Source organism: Actinospongiicola halichondriae (genome assembly GCF_049103745.1).
Classification (GTDB): Bacteria; Actinomycetota; Acidimicrobiia; order Acidimicrobiales; family Salinilacustritrichaceae; genus Salinilacustrithrix; species Salinilacustrithrix halichondriae.
In genome coordinates this window covers 466,045-483,287 of sequence record NZ_CP171622.1, presented here as the reverse complement: position 1 = coordinate 483,287, position 17,243 = coordinate 466,045, and the positions used below count along the sequence as shown (strand labels likewise).

The window sequence follows — 17,243 nt, the reverse complement described above, 5'->3', positions numbered from 1 at the left end:
ACGCGCCGACGTTCAGCGAGAAGTGACGGTGACGGTCGCGTTGTAGTCGGGGACCTGCGACAGCGGCTCCCGGTGATCGGGCCCGGCCGGGAGGAGCACGTTCCCCTCGGGCCAGTGGACCTGGAGGCTGCCGCGTGCGAGCCGGATGCAGTGCAGGTGACCGTCGTACGTGCCGGTCTCCGATGTGAGCCGCACCGGCGCACCGTCGGCCATGCCCAACGCCGCGGCATCGTCGTGGTCGATGTAGACGGCGTCGCGACCAGCGCCCGTCAACGGGTCGACCTCGGCGTAGACCATCGAGTTGAACTGCTTGCCCCGCCGGGTGGCGACCGTGAAGGTGCCGACCGGCAGGTCCGCCGTCGACGGCTCGAGCGGCGTGAACCGCGCCCGACCCGACGGCGTGGGGAACTCGCCGCCGGCGCAGAGGTGGCGTCCGCCGTACTGCACCTGGTCGCCGGTCTCTCGCAGGTCCTGGATGCCCTCGTAGGCCGGCACGACGGTCGCGATCTCGGCGCGGAGATCGCGATTGCTCGGCCACGAGAAATGCGGCCGCAGTTCGGGTCGGGCCCGCGACGCGACATCGGCGAAGAGCCGCCACTCACTCCTGGCCTCGCCGACACGCCGCGGGATCTCCGGCGAGAACGCGATGCGGCGTTCGGTCGTGGTCGACGTGCCGCCGCCTTCCTGTTCGTAGCGAGTGAGCACCGGCAACAAGATGACGTCGTCGCCGGGTTCGAGCATCTGCGACGACACCACGATGTCGGCGTGGACGCGGAGCGGGATCGTCGCCATGGCCGCGTCGACCCGCTGGGGGTCGGGCAGGACCTCGCGGAAGTTGCCGCCCGAGGTCCACAAGACGTCGATGTCACCCCGTGCGGCGGCATCGAGCATCTCGGGCGCGGTGAGGCCGGGCGAGTCCGGGACCTCGAAGCCCCAGAGTTCGGCCATCTCGGCCGCATTCTCGGCGTCGACCGCCCGGCCGCCGGGGAACGACGTCGCGTACGCCCCCATCTCCGCGCCCCCCTGCACCCCCGAATGTCCGCGGATCGGCATGAGCCCCGCACCGTCGCGACCCACGTTCCCCCGGCTCAATGCGAGGTTCACGATGGCCTGGACCCCGGAGACCGCGTCGGCGTGCTGGGTGATCCCCATCGACCAGGTGAGGATGGCCGAGGACGCGTCGGCGTACTCGCGGGCGAACGCCTCGACGACCGCGGTGTCGACGCCGGCGGCTGCGCACAGGTCCTCGTGGGATTGCCCGGCCAGCGACGCGACGACGTCGTCCCAGTGCTCGGTGTGGTCGGCGATGAACGCCTCGTCGACCGCGCCCCACTCGATGAGCTTCTGCAGCACCGCATTGGCGAGCGCCACGTCCCCGCCGGGACGCACCGGCACGTGGAGATCGCAGATCTGCGTGCCGAAGAGGAACGACTCGACCGTCGACGGCACCCAGTAGCGGTCGAGGCCAGGCTCGAGGTACGGGTTGACGACCACGACGCGGAGGCCGTTCTTGCGGGCCAGGTACAGGTGCTTCATGAACACCGGCTGGTTGTTGGCCGGGTTCGACCCCCACAGCACCAGCAGATCGGACTCGAGGACGTCCTCGAGCGAACAGGTCGTCGCCGCCACGCCCAAAGTGGCCTTGAGGCCGCTGGTCGACGGGGCGTGGCAGACCCGCGCCGCCGAGTCGATGTTGTTGGTGCCGATCGCACGGACCGCCTTGGCGGCGGCGTAGTACACCTCGTTCGTCAGGCCACGGCTCGTCAGGTACACCGCGCTGCGGTCTCGTCCGGCCTCGCGCAGTCCGCTGGCCAGCGCTCCCAGCGCCTCCTCCCAACCGATCGGGCGGAAGCCGGCCTCACCACGTCGCCGGCGCATGGGCACGCCGAGGCGCCCCATCGACCGCAACTCCTCGCCTGACTTCCGGCGCAGCGGTTCGACGTCGCTGAGCAGCACCGGGTCGATCGGGTCGGCGGTGTTGAGCTCGAGCAACCGCAGCCGCGTCGTGCACAGGTGAATGCCGTCCATCGTCCAGTCGTGGAGCCCGGCGACGCCGAGCGCACAGCCGTCGCACACACCCTTGGTCAACACGTCCCATGCGTACTTGGGGTGGTTGAGGTTGGCGATGGCCGTGCGCACCATCTCCTTCTCGTGACGGGGCTTCTGCATCCCGATCCCGTTGATGTGGGTGACCGACACCCAGTGCTCTCGGTTCCAGCCCCGGAACTGTTCGTCGAGACTCATGCGACGGCTCCCTCGTAGACGCGGGCCCGCCCGTCGCTCGCCCACCCGACCAACGTGATGCGGGCGATCCGGGCAGCCTCGACGGCCAACGACGTTGGTGCTCCCTTGGCCACGACCAGCGTCACCCCGGCGGCCCACGCCTTCTGGACGATCTCGAATCCCACCCGTCCACTGACGGCCAGACCGAGGTCCGGAGCGGGAACGGCGCCGGCGAGCAGGCGCTCGCCGATGACCTTGTCGACCGCGTTGTGACGTCCGACGTCCTCACGAAGGACGACGGTGTCGCCCGAACGGTCGAACAGCGCAGCGACGTGCACCGCGCCGGTGGCCGCGAAGATCGGCGCGTCGCCGAGCAGTCGTTCGGGCGCGTCGAGCACCAACGACCGGGGGAACGGCGCTCCGGCCGGCAGGGGGTGCAGGCGGGTCCGCAGTTCGTCGACCGCAGTCGTCCCGCACATGCCACACGCCGACGAGGTCACGCCGAGGCGGGGCTCGGGAACGGGCGCGAGGCCGCCCGTGCCGACGGTGACGACGTTGAACTCGGACTCGACGACGGCACCGGGACCGTCGCCCCGGCAGTACTTGACCGACCGGATGGTGGCACCACCGAGGAGGTCGTCGGCGAGGCAGAACCCCGCCGCCAACTCGAAGTCATGGCCGGGTGTCCGCATGGTCGTCCCGACCAGGTTTCCGTCGAGGCGGATCTCCAGCGGCTCCTCGACGGCCACGTCGTCGGGCCCGCGCGTCGAGCCGGATCGGTCGATCTCGGTGGTGAGGATGCGATTGGTGCGACCACGGCTCATCGGATCTCGCAGCCTAATGACGCACGATGGCGGCAGGACTCGGGCAGACGGATCACGAACCATCCAGGAACGCCGGAGGGAACACCCAGAAGGGGTGAGGAATGCAAGGCAGTGCACGCATCGCGTCGACCGCGGTCGCAGCGATCGTCCTGTTGGCGGCATCAGTCGTCGGGGCACCGACCGTTGCCGCCGACCAGACATCGATCAACGTCCCCGTGGTCCACATCGAGGGCCGCGGCCACGGCCACGGCGTCGGCATGTCGCAGTGGGGCGCCTACACGCTCGCCACGCAGGGCGCCTCGGCGGCCGACATCATCTCCACCTTCTATCCCGGCACCCAGCTCGGCAACGCCGGCGGCGAGGTCGTCGTCCCCCTCGAGCGCCGCGACCGGGTGCAGGTGCAGTTCCCGAACGGCGGTGAGGTCCGGTCGTCTCGCAGCGGCGACCAGCAACCGGGTTTCCCGGTGCGAGTCGGCCCCGGTGAGACCGTCGAACTGCAGCGTGACGGCTCCGGATTCCGCGTCGTGGGTGGTTCGGTCGCCGCGCTGAGCACCGGAGCGACGGCGTACCAGGCCCGCCAACAGGACTGCATCCTGATCTTCTGCCCGCCCGAGGACGACGACGGCGAGTCCCCCACCACCACGACACCGCCCACGACGGACCCCGGTGGCGGCGGCGGTGGCGGCGGCCAGCCTCCGGCCGGTGGCGGCGGCGGCGGCGCCGACCCGTCCACGTCGACGACCGCACCGGCCGACCCCGTCTCGTCCACCCCGGTCTGGGCCGTCCCCGCCGACGGCGGCACGTTGACCTCGATCGGCCGTGGCCGCACCTACCGCGGGCTGTTCGAGTTCACCGGCGCTCCGGGCGGGGCCCGACTGCGGAACCACGTCGACATCGAGAGCTACCTCAAGGGCATGGGCGAGGTCCCCGGGAGCTGGCCGGCAGCAGCCGTGCAGGCCCAGGCGATCGCCGCTCGCACGTTCGCGTTGCGCCGCGATGGCCGCAAGCGGCGAGATCTGCGACAGCGAGTCGTGCCAGGTGTACGCCGGCATCGCCCACGAGTCGGCCGGCCAGATCGCCGCGGTCGACGCCACTGCCGGCACGGTGGCGCTCTACAACGGTGCGTTCGCCGCGACCTTCTACAGCGCGTCCGGTGGCGGCATCAGCGCCACCACCGCCGAGGGATTCGGCTCGTCTGGCGACGTGGCGTACCTGCCGGCGAAGGCGTATCCGACCGTGCATCCGGACCCGTACTCCCTCGACATCGCCCTCACCGACGTCGCCGGCCGCCTCGGGTACGCCGGGACCATCGAGGACATCCGTGTCGACGAGACCGGACCCTCGGGACGAGCACTGCGCATGACCATCGTCGGCGACGCCGGCGAGATGGGCGTCGACCCACAGGACTTCCGCCGCCGACTCGGGCTCCGATCGACGCTGTTCGAGGTCGCGACGTCCGAAGCCGAGGCGCCGCCACCTCCGCCCGAGGCGACCGACGACCCCGGCGTGGTCGGGACGACGGTCGACGCGGTCGACCTCGACGCGGTACGCGCGATCAGCCCGACGCAGATCGACCAGCGGATGGTCGAGCAGGCGCTCACCCCGCTGACCGACGACTCGACCGGTCCGATTCCCGTGCCGGCGCCGCTGGTCGCAGTGGCCCTGGCGCTCATCGTTCTGACCGCGTCCACCGCGACCGCGCATGTGGGCTCGCAACGACGCCTCCACCCCCTCTTCGCCCTGGGGACACTCGTCGCCGACGTGACGAGCAACGTCGCCCGCTCCGCGATTCGGGTGCACATCTCGCCGGTGGTCAGACTGGCGAGATGGATCGACCCTCGCCGCTGACGCCTCGCCGCACGGTGATGCGCGGGCTCGCTCGGCGATGCCCGATGTGTGGAAATCGTGGGATGTTCGACGGGTGGTTCCATCTACGCGATCGCTGTCCGACGTGCAACTACCCCACGACGCGCGTCGACGACCAGTGGATCGGCGCCTTCGGCCTCAATGTCATGGTGACCTTCACCACGCTGGCGTTCGTGGTCGCCGCCGGCTTCACGGTCACCTACCCGGACCCGCCGATCCCGGTGCTGATGATCATCACCGTCGGCGTCGCCTTCGTCCTCCCGATCGCGTTCTATCCGATCTCGAAGTCGCTGTGGTCGAGCATCGACCTCGCCATGCGCCCGCCGGAACCGGACGACGACATCGATCCACGCTTCCTCCCACCGACCGGCCGTCAGGGCGACTGACGAGTCAGCGCAGCGGGGACCCGAGCTCAGCGCAGCGTGGTGACGTGTGCTGCGTCGTTGAAGCGAGCGATGCCCCAGCGGCCCTGACGCCAGTCGGCCAGGGTCTCGTCGAGAACGAACTCGGTCATCGAGGTGTTGGTGGCCACCAACCACGCCACGTCGGCGTCGGTGGCGATGCCGAGGTGGTGCTGCATGGCGTGCGCGATGACGCCGCCGTGGCAGGCCACGACCACGGTCTCGCCTGCGTGCGCTGCGGCGATGCGTGCCAGTGAGCCACTGACCCGGTCGCGCATCCCGCCCCAGGATTCGGCGTTGGCGATCTGATGCCAGTTCGGGTCCCAGCCGGTACCGAATCGTGTCGGCCAACGCTCCTCGATCTCGGCCCAGGTGAGCCCGTCGGCGTCGCCGGGATGCAGCTCACACACCCCACAGTCGATGCGCGGTTCGGCGTGTCCGATCGCCGGACCGATGATCGACGCCGTCTCGATCGCCCGCTCCATCTCCGAGGCGTAGAGGGCCGCGACGGGTCCCAACTCACCCGACGACAGGCGGTCGGCGAGCGCCGCTGCCTGCGATCGACCGAGGTCGGACAGGCCGGAACAGGCCTCGTGGCCGGCGAGGAAACCGCCGGCTTGCGCAGCCGATTCCCCGTGGCGGACGAGGATCAATCGGGTCAGGGACATCGGTGGGAATCCTACGGTCGGACGCGGAACGAGCGCCCCGTGGGGCGCCCGTTCTGCGAATTGCTGCGTGCGGTGGGCGACTAGAAGTCGTCCATCCCACCCATGCCTTCGCCGCCGCCGCCCTCGGGCTTGTCGGCGATGACGGCTTCGGTCGTGAGGAAGAGCGCCGCGATCGATGCTGCGTTCTGCAGCGCCGACCGGGTCACCTTGGCAGCATCGATGATTCCGGCCTTGGTGAGGTCCTCGTACACGCCGGTGGCCGCGTTCAGGCCCTCGGTGGCGGAGTCGAGCGAGAGCACCCGGTCGACCACGACGCCGCCTTCGAGGCCGGCGTTGCGGGCGATCTGCTTGAGCGGCTCGGCGAGCGTGTGCGCCACGATGCGGGCACCCGTCGACTCGTCGCCCTTGAGCTTCTTGGCGACCTTCTCGACGCTGGCCCGGCTCCGGAGCAGGGTCGTGCCGCCACCGGCGACGACGCCCTCCTCGATGGCCGCCTTGGTGGTGCTGACGGCGTCCTCGATGCGGTGCTTCTTCTCCTTGAGCTCGACCTCGGTGGCTGCGCCGACCTTGAGGACGGCGACGCCGCCGCTGAGCTTGGCCAGACGCTCCTGGAGCTTCTCGCGGTCGTAGTCCGAGTCGGTGTTCTCGATCTCGTTCTTGATCTGCGCGATGCGACCCTGGAGGTCGTCGTCCGAGCCGCCACCGTCGACGATGGTGGTCTCGTCCTTGGTGATGACGACCTTTGCTGCGGTGCCGAGCAGGTCGAGCGTGGTGTTCTCGAGCTTCAGGCCGATCTCCTCGGAGATCACCTGGCCCCCCGTGAGCACTGCCATGTCCTGCAGCATCGCCTTGCGGCGGTCACCGAAGCCCGGCGCCTTGATGGCGGCGGCCTTGATGGTGCCGCGGATGCGGTTGACCACGAGCGTGGCGAGCGCCTCACCCTCGATGTCCTCGGCGATGATCGCGAGCGGCTTGCCCGACTGCATGACCTTCTCGAGGACCGGCACGAGGTCGCGCACGGCGGTGATCTTCGAGCTCACGAGGAGCACGTAGGCGTCGTCGAGAACCGCTTCCATGCGGTCGGTGTCGGTGACGAAGTACGGGGAGATGTAGCCCTTGTCGAAGCGCATGCCCTCGACGAGGTCCATCTCCATGCCGAAGGTCTGGCTCTCCTCGACGGTGATGACACCGTCCTTGCCGACCTTGTCGATGGCCTCGGAGATCATGGTGCCGATCTCGGCATCGGCCGACGAGATGCCGGCGACCTGGGCGATCTGCTCCTTGCCGTCGACCTCGACGGCGAGGTCACGGATCGAATCGACGGCTGCGGCGACCGCGGCCTCGATGCCCTTCTTGAGCGACATGGGGTTGGCGCCGGCTGCGACGTTGCGCAGGCCTTCGCGGACCATCGACCAGGCGAGCACCGTGGCGGTGGTGGTTCCGTCACCGGCGACGTCGTCGGTCTTCTTTGCGACCTCCTTGACGAGGGCCGCACCGATCTGCTCGAACGGGTCCTCGAGCTCGATCTCCTTGGCGATCGAGACGCCGTCGTTGGTGATCGTGGGGGCGCCCCACTTCTTGTCGAGAACGACGTTGCGGCCCTTGGGGCCGAGGGTGACGCGCACCGCGTCGGCGAGCTTGTTCATGCCCGCTTCGAGCGAACGGCGTGCTTCGCTGTCGAAGGCGATCATCTTGGCCATCGGTTGACTCCTGGTACAGGCGGAACTGTTTCGGGGATTAGCAGTCTCCAAGTGAGACTGCCAACAGCCAATCACCTACCGCTGGCACTCGCAACCCGAGACTGCTGATTCCTCACGCGTCCACTCGGCCCGCACCGGGCGGGCTCCAACGGGCGGCCTGCAACGGGCGGCCTGCAACGGGCGGTACGTACCCATCGGTACATACCGCTACGAAAACGACGCGCAACGTGCCGATCGGCACGTTGCGGACATCGGGTGACCGGCTCGGGTCAGCCGCCGGCGACGGCGGGGATGATGGCGATCGTCTCGCCGTCGGGCACCGGCGTGGCGAGGCCGTCGAGGAAACGGACGTCGTCGTCGGCCACGAAGATGTTCACGAACTTGCGCAGGCCGCCCTCGTCGTCGAGGAGACGGTCGGTGAAGCCGGGGTGGGCCGAGTCGAGCGCCTTCAGCGCGTCGCCGACGGTGGCGCCCTCGACCTCGACCTCGGACGAACCGCCGGCCAGCGGACGCAGGGTGGTGGGGATGCGGATGGTGACGCTCATGGATGAACCTCTGCTCGGGGTGACGCGCCACGGTCTCGGGCACGCCGGAGATGCTAACGGGATCGACGCGTCGGACCACCGACGCGGGGCACAGGTTGCCGACAGCGATGCGATCCGGCGACACTTCCTGCGTGCCGCTCCACCGCGCCATGCATCACGACCACGATGCCGCCGAACTCCTCGCCCACAAGGGGGACCACACCGTCTCGGTGTGTCTGCCGGCGCGGGACGAGGGCACCACGGTCGGGACCATCGTGGAGACGATCCGGACCGAGCTCATGGAAGAGATCGCCCTGGTCGACGAGATCATCGTCGTGGACGACCACTCGACCGACGACACGGCCGCCGCCGCACGCGCCGCCGGCGCCGACGTCGTCGACGCACAGAGCACCCTCCCCGACTACACCGGACCCGGCAAGGGCCAGGCGCTGTGGAAGTCGCTCCACGAGAGCACCGGCGACCTGGTGCTGTGGTGCGACGCCGACATCGACCACTTCGGCTCCCACTTCGTGACCGGGCTCCTCGGCCCCCTGCTGCTGCATCCCGAGGTCTCGTTCGTCAAGGGCACCTACGCTCGGCCCCTGGTCGGCGGCGACGGCGGTGGACGGGTCACCGAACTCGTGGCCCGGCCGCTGCTCGCCAATCTCTTCCCCGAGCTGGCGTCGATCGGCCAGCCGCTGGCCGGCGAGTACGGCGGACGACGCCGGCTGCTGGAACGACTCCCCTTCGTCGACGGCTACGGCGTCGACATCGCGCTGCTCGTCGACGCCGCCCGAGCCGTGGGCATCGACGGCATCGCCGAGGTCGACCTGGGCGAGCGACGCCACCGCAATCGCACCCTCGACGAACTCGGCCCGCAGGCCACCGCCGTGATGCGGGCTGCGCTGAACCGCGCCGGGCTCGACACCCGTGCGGACCATCCCGTCGTCCTCAAACGACCCACTCACGAGCCGTTGCTGCTCTCGCAGCACGAGCTGCCGCCGCTCGTCGAGCTGCCCAGCTATCGGCGCCGGAGCGCGTAGACCCGACTAGCGGTCGGTGGCGCCGGACGTCGCTCCGGCCGACTCGCCGGACCCCCTGTCGTCGTCGGCCGACGAGTGGTCACCCAGGTCGCCGTCGACGTAGTGCTCCAGCGGCTCGAGGATGCCGGTGTTGTCCGGCGGTGGGAGATCGGCCTCGGCCTCGAGGACCTCGTCGATCGGTGTCTCGAGCACGTACACGGCCCACAGATGGCCGACGAGGACCTTGACGGTCGCGGCCAGCGGGACCGCCAACAACAGCCCGAAGAATCCGCCGAGCGAGCCGCCGGCGAGCAGCGTCAGCATCACGACGGCCGGGTGCAGGCTCGTGGTGCGCTGCATGACCAGCGGCGAGATGAAGTGATTGTCGATCTGCTGGGCGATCGTCATGATCGCGATGACCCACAGTGCGGTGCCGGCGTCACGGGTCGTGAGTGCGATCGCCACCCCGGGAACGGCACCGACCCACGGACCGATCAGCGGGATCATGTTGAAGACGCCGGCGATCATGCCGACGATCAGCCAGAACGGGAGACCGAGGATCGCGAGGCCGACGCTCACCATCGCTCCGACGATGATGGCCACCGCGAGCTGCCCACGGAAGTACCCGCCGATCGTGTGGTTGAGCCGGTGGGCGACGTGGAGCACCTGCGGCTTCGCCCGCTCCGGGATGAGACGGCGGGCGACGACCCCGATGTGGGGCAGGTCGACGAGAAGGTAGAACGCGATGATCGGGGCGAGGATGAAGATCAGCCCGATCTCGAAGACCCGGGTGCCGACCTCGCGAACGGTGTTCAGCTGTTCGGCGATCCCCGTCTCGCCCGGGAACTGGGCCCGGGCATCAGCGGCCACCCGGTCGAGGTCGGCGGCGAGGCGGGCTTCGTCGGCATCGTTCAGGACATCGGAGGCCGATTCGACGACCCGGTCGAACTCCTCGTTCTGGGCCGAGTCGGTGCCACCGAACTGATCCTTCAACTCGTCGACGTTGGGGACCTCGATGAGCCAGCCGTCCTCCTTCGAACGGTCGGAGAGGTCGTTGAGCCACTTCTCGCCGTCGGCGCGGATCTCGGGCCACTGATCGGCCAACTCCTCGCCCTGGGTCTGGACCAGCGGGGCGATCAGGAAACCGACCATCACCAGCAGCGCCACGAACCCGACGTAGGTGATACCCGTGCCTGCAGCCCGCGGGACGTGCCGTTTCGCCAGGGCGGTGACCACCGGGTTGAGGATGAACACGATCGCTCCGGCCAGCACCAGCGGCGGGAACACGACCCGGAACTGCCATCCGATCCACAGCACCACGGCGAGTGCCGCGCCGACGCCGAGCAGCGCCCACGCTGCTCGCCCTGCCACCGCGAAACGATCGAACATCGACTGAACGGTACCGGAACCCCGACGATCCGCTGCGGCGCTCGTATCGTGGTCCCATGGACGTCGAGCGGCCGCCACGAATCCTGCCGAGCCTGGTGCTGATGATCGTCGGCGTGCTGGTCGCTCTGGCCGTGGTCGGGTGGGTCATCGGAGCGGTGCTGTCCCTGCTGAGGCTCCTCTTCGTGGTCGGCGTGGCCGTCGCGATCATCTGGGCGATCGTCGCGTCACGATCCGATCGCTGACCGCTCCTCGAGCACCGCCCGGACGGCGGACTCGACGCACGTGACGGTGTCGTGCATCGACGCGTCCTCGCCGAAGCGGTCCACGAGCGAGACCACCTCGAGCGGCTCGGGCCCGGACGACCGGCCGTGCCCGGCACCTTCGATCACCTGACCCACGATCGCGACCACGGGCACCCCGAGCGAGTCGGCCAACTCGACGACCCCACCGACGACCTTCCCGTCGAACGACTCGTCGTCCAGGAAACCCTCGCCGGTGACCACGAGGTCGGCGCCGGCGATGACCTCGTCGAGCGCGACCTCGTCGGAGACCAGAGCGAACCCGTCCTCGAGTTGGGCGCCGATCGCCGCCAGGCCGCCGGCGAGTCCACCAGCGGCGCCGGATCGAGCGAGCGAACGCACGTCGACCCCGTGGTCCTGCTCGTACACGTCGGCCAGTCGGACGAGGCGATTCTCGAGCAGACGGACCTGCGCGGCGGTCGCCCCCTTCTGCGGTCCGAACGTCCGGGCGGCGTCGACGAACGTCGTGCGGACGTCGCACGCGACACGCAACTCCACAGCCCGGTATCGCTGCAGCGGATGCATCGCACGGAGCGCCCCCAACCCGCCATCCGTCGTCGCCGACCCCCCGAGGCCGACGATGACCCTCCGAGCGCCCGACTCGACCGCCAACCGGATCAACTCCCCCGTCCCGTGGGTGTCGGCAGCGATGGGGTCGTTGTTCTCCGCGCCACCGGCGAGCAGGAGCCCGGACGCCGACGCCATCTCGATGATGGCGGTGTCGCGGTCGAGTCGCCACGCTGCCTCGACCGGTTCGCCCAACGGTCCACGCACGACCGTCGTCCGGTTCGGTCCGCCGAGCGCGTCGATCGTCCCCTCCCCGCCATCGGCGACCGGTACCTGGTCGCAGGACCACCCCACCGACACCGCGGCGCGAGCGATGGCGGCCGCCACGGCAGCGGCTGACGCGGTTCCGCGGAACTTGTCGGGGGCAGCGACGACTCGCACCCACCCATGCTGGCACCCGACCAGCGGGTGCCGAACCGCGGTCAGACCAGCGGTGCGAACAGAGCGACGACGGCAGCAGGATCGGGAACGACGAGGTCGGCTGCCTGCGCCATCTCCTCGGGGAGGCCGGCACCGGCGCTGGCGATCTTGACGGTCGCGACGCCTTCTGCCTGCAACTCGTCGAGCATGGCGAACGCCGGCAGATCGCCCACGTCGTCGCCGACGTAGACAACCGTGCGGCATCCTTTCGCCAGCGATCGCACGGCGGTCCCCTTGTCCACGCCGAGGGGCGGGTGCAACTCGATCGAGGCCTTCGCCGTCCGGGCTTCGAGGCCGGTCTCGGTGGCGACCCGCGCCGCCCATGCCTCGACGGCGGCCTCGGCCTCCGGCGCTCGACGGAAGTGGGCGGTGAGCGAGAACCGCTTCGGCTCGATCAAGACCCCCGATGGGAGTTCGGCGTCGGCCGCGACCCGGTCGATGACCGCATGCCAGCTCTGGGCATCGGGGTGATCGGAGCTCGTGCCACCGACGCGCGACTCGAGTCCGTACAGCGCCGAGAGATCGACCGACTCGGGGACGAGTGGCGCGAGGAATGACCGGGGACGGCCACTCACGACCGCGACCCGTCGGTAGAGCACGGCCAGGCGGGCCAACAGTTCGAGCGCACCGGATTCCGGCGCGGCGCGCTCGGGATCCTCGACGATCGGGGCGAGCGTCCCGTCGAAGTCGAACAGCAAGGCCGTCGACCGGGGGTCCGCGCCGACGATGGCGCGGATGGCGTCGGGCGTCACGCCTGCGAATGTAGGTCGGCGCCTCCGAGAAGCGTGCACCCGACCCGCGAGGGCGAGCGTCGCCTCTGCCACACTGCGTCCGATGACCGTCCGTCGTGCGCTCGCCGTCGCCGCCCTGGTGTTCGTCGTCGCTGCGTGCGATCCCCACACCGTGGCGATCCGCTTCGACCCGACCGTGGGCGACGGGTACCGATTCCGCTCCGACATCACGACGCGCATCGAGCGCACGATCGACGGCGAGACCACCGCCGAGGACAGCGAGTCGGTGCTCGATGCCACCGAGCGGGTCGTCAGCATCGACGACGACGAGATCACCCTCGAAGTCACCCTCGAACGCGACGCATCCACCCAACGCACCTACGAGGTCCGCTTCGACCGCGGCGACCGGCTGACCGCCATCGACCTGGTCGAGGGCGTCCCGGCCGAGGCGCTCGGCCTCGACCTCGCCACCGACCTCCCCGGTGACGTCGCCAGCCCCCCGGATGGACCGCTCGAGCCGGGCACCACGTGGGAGATCGCCCGGCCCTTCGCCGTCGACGGACGGGACGAACCCGTGATGGTGCGCGGTCGAGGCCGTGTCGACTCGCTCGGAGTGGTCGACGGGCACGACGTCGCCGTCGTCATCGTCGAACTGACCGTCCCGATCCGCACCACCATCGACACGGCCGATGGCGTGGTGACCGTGCGAGGCACCCAGTGGAGCACCTCGCGGACGACGTACGACCTCGCCGAGGGCGTCGCCCGCGGCGACGACACCGAGATCCACGGCGACGTCGCCGTGAAGGTGGCTCCACCCACCGGCATCGTCGCCGATCCGGTGCGGGGCACCATCATCTATCGGATCGACATCGGCACCGTGCGCGTGCCCACGGAGGGCTGACCGCTCCTAGCCGGAGGTGGCGAGATCCGGTCCGAGGACCACGATCAGGTTCGACAGCTGCGTGTCGTCCACCGGTGCCGGGGTCGGGAGCAGCGTCACGGCAGCGACATCGGCGCCGATGGCCGTGGCCAGTGCTTCGGCTTCGGCCTGGTAGCCGTCGGTGAAGTACACGACGGTCGCGGTGACCCGTTCGGCATCGGTGGGGTTCGCGGTGACGTAGCCGAGGGCTTCGAGATCGGTGGTCTTCGTGCCCGCGGCACCGTTGACCCCGGAACCGTTGGCGACGAGCACCTTGACGTCGGCCGGGGCGCGGAGCGGAGCGGTGGTGGTCGTCGTCGACGACGTGGTGTCCGGATCGGGCGACTCGGCGGGGTTGTCCGCGGCTCCGACGGTCACCTGGGCCGTGCTCGCACTGTCGTCGCGCAGGAGGACCAGGCCGATCACCACGGCGACGGCGACCAGGATCGCACCCTTGACCGGCGAGCCCTGCGGCTCGGGCGGGGCTGGCGGTTGGCGACGGCGCCGACGAGGGCGTTCGGTCTCTTCACTCACGGGTGGCTCCGCTTCCATCGGGGGCCAGTGTGGCGCGTTCTGCGCCGATCGGCCCGATCGCGCCGCAACCGACGCACCAGCAGCGGGTCGGCGGTCATGGCCTCGGGGTCGTCGATGATGGTCGACAAGCGCTTGTAATAGGTCGACGCCGCCATGTCGAGGTCGCGACGGATCGCCACGCTCTTCGCTCCCGGGTTGAGCCACCAGGAACCCTCGAAGTCGAGGATCTCACGGTCGGACGAGGACAACGGCACGACACAATGGTGCTCCGGGCACCGGTGCGTATCAAGGACCCTCGGTCGTCAGAGGTGGCTGACGTTGTCCTCGAAGAGCTCGAGCACGTGGTTGGAGAACAGCCGTGCGACGAGCTCGCCCCGGCTCGTCACGTTCGACTTCTCGAAGATCGACTTCAGGTGGTCGCGCACGGTGTGGACCGAGATGGCCAGTTCCGATGCGATCTCCTTGGTGCCGGTCCCGCGACACACGAGCAACACGATGTCGCTCTCGCGTTCGGTGAGACCGTACGAGTCGAGGAGGATCGGGACGAGGTCGCCCGGGCCGGCGGCGTCGATGGTGACCGAGACGATGCCGTCGTCACCCTCCATCGGCGTGACGTGCAGACGGACCCACCGGCCGCTCGTTCCCCGGAGTCGAGTGGTGAGCCGCGTCGTCGAACGGCTCGAACGGGCACGGGAGGCTGCGACCAGGATCGTTCCCGGCAACACACCGTCGACCTCGATCCGCAGATCGTCCAGTACCTCGTCGGCGTCGGCCGACTGGCTCACGACCTTCCCGTCAGCGTCGAGCAGGACGACGACCGGGCCTCTCGACGTCAACGGCTCGGTGACATGGGCCAACGCACTGCGCAGGACGTTGGTCGCCGGGACGAGGAGGTTCCGCACGTCGCTGACCTCGGTCGGGGAGTAGACGTCGCCGTCGCACCGGACGAAGGCGCCGATGGCCAAGCACGTCGAACCCGCCGTGAACACGACGCGCAGTTCGTCGCTCGCGCCGCTTGCCGCATAGAGGTTGTTGAACCGGGGACTGCGCCCGAGGTCGCCGTCGGTCACCTCGGCCAGCGTGGCGACCGGATCGATGCTCCGCGCCAGGTCGTTGAACTTGTTGAAGTCCGGATCGAGCAACTCGTTGTCCCAGAACGGGACACAGTGTGAGGGCTCGAAGCCGAGCACGACCCCACCGGCGGGGAGGTTCGTCTCCGGATCGGTCGTCATCACCGCGACCGCGTCGGCCGGGGCCACCAGGGCGAAGGCACGCACGATCACCGCACACGCCTCCTCGCCGGTCAAGCGTTCGTCAGCTGCGGCCACGAGTTGGTCTCGGGCGGTGGTGAAGGACGTGATCCCCATGGGTCTCAACGGTACGACCACGGCAGCAACCGCACCCATCCCTCACCTGGGGGGTCGCCACCCCCCAACTGGGAACGCCCTCCACTCAAGGTCGGGATGTTGCTTCCGTGGCGTGATTCGTACCGTCCGAACCATGACACTCCAGAGCCCGACCTTGATCGCCAGAGGGGAAGGGGATCACTTCCACTTCCTGAACAACCTCTTCACCGCGAAGCTCACCGGCGAGGACACCAACGGTCAGATGACCGTCATGGAGTTCCTCGCACCGAAGAACTTCGGGCCGCCCCTCCACCGCCACGACGTCGAGGACGAGCTCTTCTACATCATCGAGGGCGAGGTGTGGTTCTCGTGCGGCGACGCCGAGGCCGTGCACACCGACGGCGCCGTCGTGTGGCTGCCCCGGGGCCGCCCGCACACCTTCCAGGTCCGCTCCGAGACCGCCAAGGTCCTCCAGGTGACCACGCCGGCGCAGTTCGAACGCTTCGTCGCCACCCTCGGCAGGCCGACCGACGACGCCACGATGCCCGAGCCTGAGGAGATCGATCCCGGCCACGTCGCCGAGATCTGCGCCCAGTTCAACATCGAGGTGCTCGGGCCGCCGCCGGCGCCCGTGGCCTGAGGAGCGCGTACATGAACCGCATCACCACCATGTTCTCGGTCGGCGCGCTCGCACTGTCGGCCACCACCGTGCTCGCCCCGACCGCAGCCGGTGCCGCCCCTTTCGAGGAGTCCTTCTCCTTCACCGGATCGGCCGTCGAGTGGACCGTCCCCGAGGGCGTCACCGAGATCACCGTCGAGGCGTTCGGCGCCCAGGGCGGCACCAGCGCAGTTGCGGGTTTCGACGACGACAGCGGGATCGAGAGCGTCGAGGCCGGGACGGGCGGCCTCGGCGGCGTGACCACGGCGACGATCGCGGTCACGCCGGGCGAGACGCTCTCGCTCGCGGTCGGCGGCCGAGGCGGGGACGGCAGCGCATCGGTCGTCGACGGCGACGATGCGGCACCCGCCGTGATCCTCGCGACCGGCACCCCGGGAGCCGCCGGTTTCAACGGTGGCGGGTGCGGCGCCGTCGGCACCGCGGCGACGTCGACGCAGAGCGACGGCGCCGACTTCGACAGCGCCCTGTGCGACGGAACGCCGTCGGCGTCCGACGCCCATCCCGAAGTGGCCGAGATCGCGGCGGTCGCGGCCGCCAGCGGCGGAGGCGGCGGCGCCACCACCGTGAAACGCGGCACCGAGGTGCTCGTCGCTGCCGGAGGCGGCGGCGGGGCCGGTGCAGCAGCAATCCGCAACACCCCCGATGGCACGCTCCAGAAGACGACGGCCACGACCGACGGTGGGGTCGGCGGTGGCGAGAACGGCGGCGACGGCGAGAGCTACTCCGAGGTCTCGCCGCCGACCGGCGGCGGCACGCAGACGGATCATGGCTACTCCGGCGCACTCGATCCGAGCGACGACCCGAGCATCGCCCAGCAGGGCGAGGTGGCGATGAACGGCGGGACCCGACACGTGCTCGTCCTCGCCGGCGGTGGCGCCGGCGGCGGCTGGTATCCCGGCGGCGCGAGCATGACGAACTCGAGCGGGGGCGGCGGCTCGAGTCACCCGGTGACCGACACCACCGCTGGCGTGCAGGAAGGCGACGGCCTCCTCAACATCTCGGGCGAGGCCACGCCTCCCACCCCCGATCAGCCCGATGCCGTCTCGCCCGACGCCGTCGAGGCACCACTGCCCGAGACACCCACCGCCGTCGCCGCGGTCGAGACCCCCACCTTCACCGGCTGAACCCAGC

General features: G+C 69.9%; 18 protein-coding genes and 1 pseudogene. 7 read left to right on the top strand and 12 right to left on the bottom strand.

Translation table 11 applies throughout. The annotated features are described in order from the left end of the window. Nucleotides 1–12: 12 nt before the first annotated feature. The 3 genes from AB8619_RS02530 to AB8619_RS02520 form a co-directional block, all read right to left on the bottom strand. On the bottom strand, nucleotides 13–2,244 hold the full coding sequence (locus tag AB8619_RS02530) for a molybdopterin-dependent oxidoreductase (protein ID WP_436794886.1): 2,232 nt from the start codon (nucleotides 2,242–2,244) through the stop codon (nucleotides 13–15). Beyond that, nucleotides 2,241–3,047, bottom strand: coding sequence for a formate dehydrogenase accessory sulfurtransferase FdhD (locus tag AB8619_RS02525; RefSeq protein WP_436794885.1), 807 nt, complete (start codon nucleotides 3,045–3,047; stop codon nucleotides 2,241–2,243). Before AB8619_RS02525 ends, AB8619_RS02530 begins: the two co-directional genes overlap by 4 nt. A gap of 161 nt (nucleotides 3,048–3,208) precedes the next feature. Next, a complete protein-coding gene (locus tag AB8619_RS02520; protein WP_436796426.1) occupies nucleotides 3,209–3,934 on the bottom strand; it encodes a hypothetical protein in 726 nt (241 codons plus the stop codon). A 27-nt stretch (nucleotides 3,935–3,961) separates the two neighbouring features. Between AB8619_RS02520 and AB8619_RS02515 the strand changes: the two are divergent. Together AB8619_RS02515 and AB8619_RS02510 are read left to right on the top strand one after the other, a co-directional pair. After that, nucleotides 3,962–4,895 (top strand): annotated as a pseudogene (locus AB8619_RS02515) (SpoIID/LytB domain-containing protein). A gap of 62 nt (nucleotides 4,896–4,957) precedes the next feature. Continuing rightward, the gene (locus tag AB8619_RS02510) at nucleotides 4,958–5,299 is read left to right on the top strand and encodes a DUF983 domain-containing protein (RefSeq protein WP_436794884.1); all 342 of its coding nucleotides are present in this window, start codon (nucleotides 4,958–4,960) and stop codon (nucleotides 5,297–5,299) included. A gap of 26 nt (nucleotides 5,300–5,325) precedes the next feature. Here AB8619_RS02510 and AB8619_RS02505 read toward each other — a convergent pair whose 3' ends face one another. From AB8619_RS02505 to AB8619_RS02495, 3 genes are all read right to left on the bottom strand, one after another. Next, nucleotides 5,326–5,982, bottom strand: coding sequence for a histidine phosphatase family protein (locus AB8619_RS02505; protein ID WP_436794883.1), 657 nt, complete (start codon nucleotides 5,980–5,982; stop codon nucleotides 5,326–5,328). Between the two features lie 80 nt (nucleotides 5,983–6,062). Then, on the bottom strand, nucleotides 6,063–7,682 hold the full coding sequence (gene groL / locus AB8619_RS02500) for a chaperonin GroEL (protein WP_436794882.1): 1,620 nt from the start codon (nucleotides 7,680–7,682) through the stop codon (nucleotides 6,063–6,065). Between the two features lie 269 nt (nucleotides 7,683–7,951). Next, on the bottom strand, nucleotides 7,952–8,227 hold the full coding sequence (locus tag AB8619_RS02495; protein WP_436794881.1) for a ubiquitin-like small modifier protein 1: 276 nt from the start codon (nucleotides 8,225–8,227) through the stop codon (nucleotides 7,952–7,954). Between the two features lie 131 nt (nucleotides 8,228–8,358). On the opposite strand from AB8619_RS02495, the gene AB8619_RS02490 reads away from it, so the two are divergent. Then, nucleotides 8,359–9,249, top strand: coding sequence for a glucosyl-3-phosphoglycerate synthase (locus AB8619_RS02490; RefSeq protein WP_436794880.1), 891 nt, complete (start codon nucleotides 8,359–8,361; stop codon nucleotides 9,247–9,249). Nucleotides 9,250–9,255: 6 nt separating this feature from the next. On the opposite strand, the gene AB8619_RS02485 is transcribed toward AB8619_RS02490, so the two are convergent. Next, nucleotides 9,256–10,617, bottom strand: a complete 1,362-nt coding sequence (locus AB8619_RS02485) for an AI-2E family transporter (RefSeq protein ID WP_436794879.1) — start codon at nucleotides 10,615–10,617, stop codon at nucleotides 9,256–9,258. 56 nt (nucleotides 10,618–10,673) lie between these two features. On the opposite strand from AB8619_RS02485, the gene AB8619_RS02480 reads away from it, so the two are divergent. Continuing rightward, on the top strand, nucleotides 10,674–10,859 hold the full coding sequence (locus tag AB8619_RS02480) for a hypothetical protein (protein WP_436794878.1): 186 nt from the start codon (nucleotides 10,674–10,676) through the stop codon (nucleotides 10,857–10,859). Here the strand turns inward: AB8619_RS02480 and AB8619_RS02475 are convergent. Both AB8619_RS02475 and otsB read right to left on the bottom strand, forming a co-directional pair. Further along, a complete protein-coding gene (locus tag AB8619_RS02475) occupies nucleotides 10,842–11,864 on the bottom strand; it encodes a glycerate kinase family protein (RefSeq protein WP_436794877.1) in 1,023 nt (340 codons plus the stop codon). The two genes, AB8619_RS02480 and AB8619_RS02475, sit on opposite strands and share 18 nt — an antisense overlap. A 41-nt stretch (nucleotides 11,865–11,905) precedes the next feature. Next, nucleotides 11,906–12,655, bottom strand: coding sequence for a trehalose-phosphatase (otsB, locus tag AB8619_RS02470; RefSeq protein ID WP_436794876.1), 750 nt, complete (start codon nucleotides 12,653–12,655; stop codon nucleotides 11,906–11,908). 82 nt (nucleotides 12,656–12,737) lie between these two features. On the opposite strand from otsB, the gene AB8619_RS02465 reads away from it, so the two are divergent. Further along, nucleotides 12,738–13,535 carry a hypothetical protein gene (locus AB8619_RS02465; protein WP_436794875.1) on the top strand — a complete coding sequence of 266 codons (798 nt, stop codon included), beginning with the start codon at nucleotides 12,738–12,740 and terminating at the stop codon, nucleotides 13,533–13,535. A 6-nt stretch (nucleotides 13,536–13,541) separates the two neighbouring features. Here the strand turns inward: AB8619_RS02465 and AB8619_RS02460 are convergent, their stop codons facing one another. The 3 genes from AB8619_RS02460 to AB8619_RS02450 are packed head-to-tail and all read right to left on the bottom strand — an operon-like array spanning nucleotide 13,542 to nucleotide 15,454. Beyond that, nucleotides 13,542–14,087: a LytR C-terminal domain-containing protein gene (locus AB8619_RS02460; protein WP_436794874.1), complete on the bottom strand. Its 546-nt coding sequence runs from the start codon at nucleotides 14,085–14,087 to the stop codon at nucleotides 13,542–13,544. Further along, a complete protein-coding gene (locus AB8619_RS02455; RefSeq protein ID WP_436794873.1) occupies nucleotides 14,084–14,341 on the bottom strand; it encodes a DUF3263 domain-containing protein in 258 nt (85 codons plus the stop codon). Before AB8619_RS02455 ends, AB8619_RS02460 begins: the two co-directional genes overlap by 4 nt. A gap of 48 nt (nucleotides 14,342–14,389) precedes the next feature. Continuing rightward, nucleotides 14,390–15,454 (bottom strand): helix-turn-helix transcriptional regulator, encoded by a 1,065-nt coding sequence (locus AB8619_RS02450; RefSeq protein ID WP_436794872.1) that lies wholly within the window; start codon nucleotides 15,452–15,454, stop codon nucleotides 14,390–14,392. A 133-nt stretch (nucleotides 15,455–15,587) separates the two neighbouring features. On the opposite strand from AB8619_RS02450, the gene AB8619_RS02445 reads away from it, so the two are divergent. Together AB8619_RS02445 and AB8619_RS02440 are read left to right on the top strand one after the other, a co-directional pair. Then, a complete protein-coding gene (locus tag AB8619_RS02445) occupies nucleotides 15,588–16,073 on the top strand; it encodes a quercetin 2,3-dioxygenase (protein ID WP_436794871.1) in 486 nt (161 codons plus the stop codon). A gap of 11 nt (nucleotides 16,074–16,084) precedes the next feature. Beyond that, a complete protein-coding gene (locus AB8619_RS02440; protein WP_436794870.1) occupies nucleotides 16,085–17,236 on the top strand; it encodes a glycine-rich protein in 1,152 nt (383 codons plus the stop codon). Nucleotides 17,237–17,243: the final 7 nt, after the last annotated feature.

Coding starts and splice junctions, on each gene's coding strand:
- AB8619_RS02485 (WP_436794879.1), bottom strand. CDS start 10,617: ATGTTCGATCGTTTCGCGGTGGCAGGGCGAGCAGCGTGGGCGCTGCTC.
- AB8619_RS02480 (WP_436794878.1), top strand. CDS start 10,674: ATGGACGTCGAGCGGCCGCCACGAATCCTGCCGAGCCTGGTGCTGATG.
- AB8619_RS02440 (WP_436794870.1), top strand. CDS start 16,085: ATGAACCGCATCACCACCATGTTCTCGGTCGGCGCGCTCGCACTGTCG.
- AB8619_RS02495 (WP_436794881.1), bottom strand. CDS start 8,227: ATGAGCGTCACCATCCGCATCCCCACCACCCTGCGTCCGCTGGCCGGC.
- groL (WP_436794882.1), bottom strand. CDS start 7,682: ATGGCCAAGATGATCGCCTTCGACAGCGAAGCACGCCGTTCGCTCGAA.
- AB8619_RS02505 (WP_436794883.1), bottom strand. CDS start 5,982: ATGTCCCTGACCCGATTGATCCTCGTCCGCCACGGGGAATCGGCTGCG.
- AB8619_RS02465 (WP_436794875.1), top strand. CDS start 12,738: ATGACCGTCCGTCGTGCGCTCGCCGTCGCCGCCCTGGTGTTCGTCGTC.
- AB8619_RS02445 (WP_436794871.1), top strand. CDS start 15,588: ATGACACTCCAGAGCCCGACCTTGATCGCCAGAGGGGAAGGGGATCAC.
- AB8619_RS02510 (WP_436794884.1), top strand. CDS start 4,958: ATGTTCGACGGGTGGTTCCATCTACGCGATCGCTGTCCGACGTGCAAC.
- AB8619_RS02530 (WP_436794886.1), bottom strand. CDS start 2,244: ATGAGTCTCGACGAACAGTTCCGGGGCTGGAACCGAGAGCACTGGGTG.
- AB8619_RS02450 (WP_436794872.1), bottom strand. CDS start 15,454: ATGGGGATCACGTCCTTCACCACCGCCCGAGACCAACTCGTGGCCGCA.
- AB8619_RS02525 (WP_436794885.1), bottom strand. CDS start 3,047: ATGAGCCGTGGTCGCACCAATCGCATCCTCACCACCGAGATCGACCGA.